Genomic DNA, 387 nt, shown 5'->3' with positions numbered 1-387 from the left:
CTTCACGCCGACCTGGCGGGCCAGCAGGATGTGCTCGCGGGTCTGGGGCATCGGGCCGTCAGCGGCCGAGCACACCAGGATCGCGCCGTCCATCTGCGCAGCGCCCGTGATCATGTTCTTCACGTAGTCGGCGTGGCCCGGGCAGTCAACGTGCGCGTAGTGGCGGTTGGCCGTCTCGTACTCGACGTGCGCGGTGTTGATCGTGATGCCGCGCGCCTTCTCTTCAGGAGCCGCGTCAATCTCGTCGTACTTCTTGGCTTCGCCGCCGAACTTGGCGGACAGCACCGTGGCGATCGCCGCCGTCAGCGTCGTCTTGCCATGGTCCACGTGACCGATCGTGCCCACGTTCACGTGCGGCTTGGTCCGTTCAAACTTGCCTTTTGCCAT

Annotated in this window: 1 protein-coding gene; it reads right to left on the bottom strand. The window is 65.4% G+C overall.

Annotated features, from left to right (window positions below):
* Positions 1 to 387, bottom strand: a 387-nt coding sequence (locus CDO81_RS27435) for a GTP-binding protein (RefSeq protein ID WP_193466547.1), incomplete at its 3' end; no start/stop codon positions are given.

The organism is Roseateles puraquae (genome assembly GCF_002205845.1).
Lineage (GTDB): Bacteria > Pseudomonadota > Gammaproteobacteria > Burkholderiales > Burkholderiaceae_C > Pelomonas > Pelomonas puraquae.
This window is presented reverse-complemented; position numbering and strand designations above follow the sequence as displayed.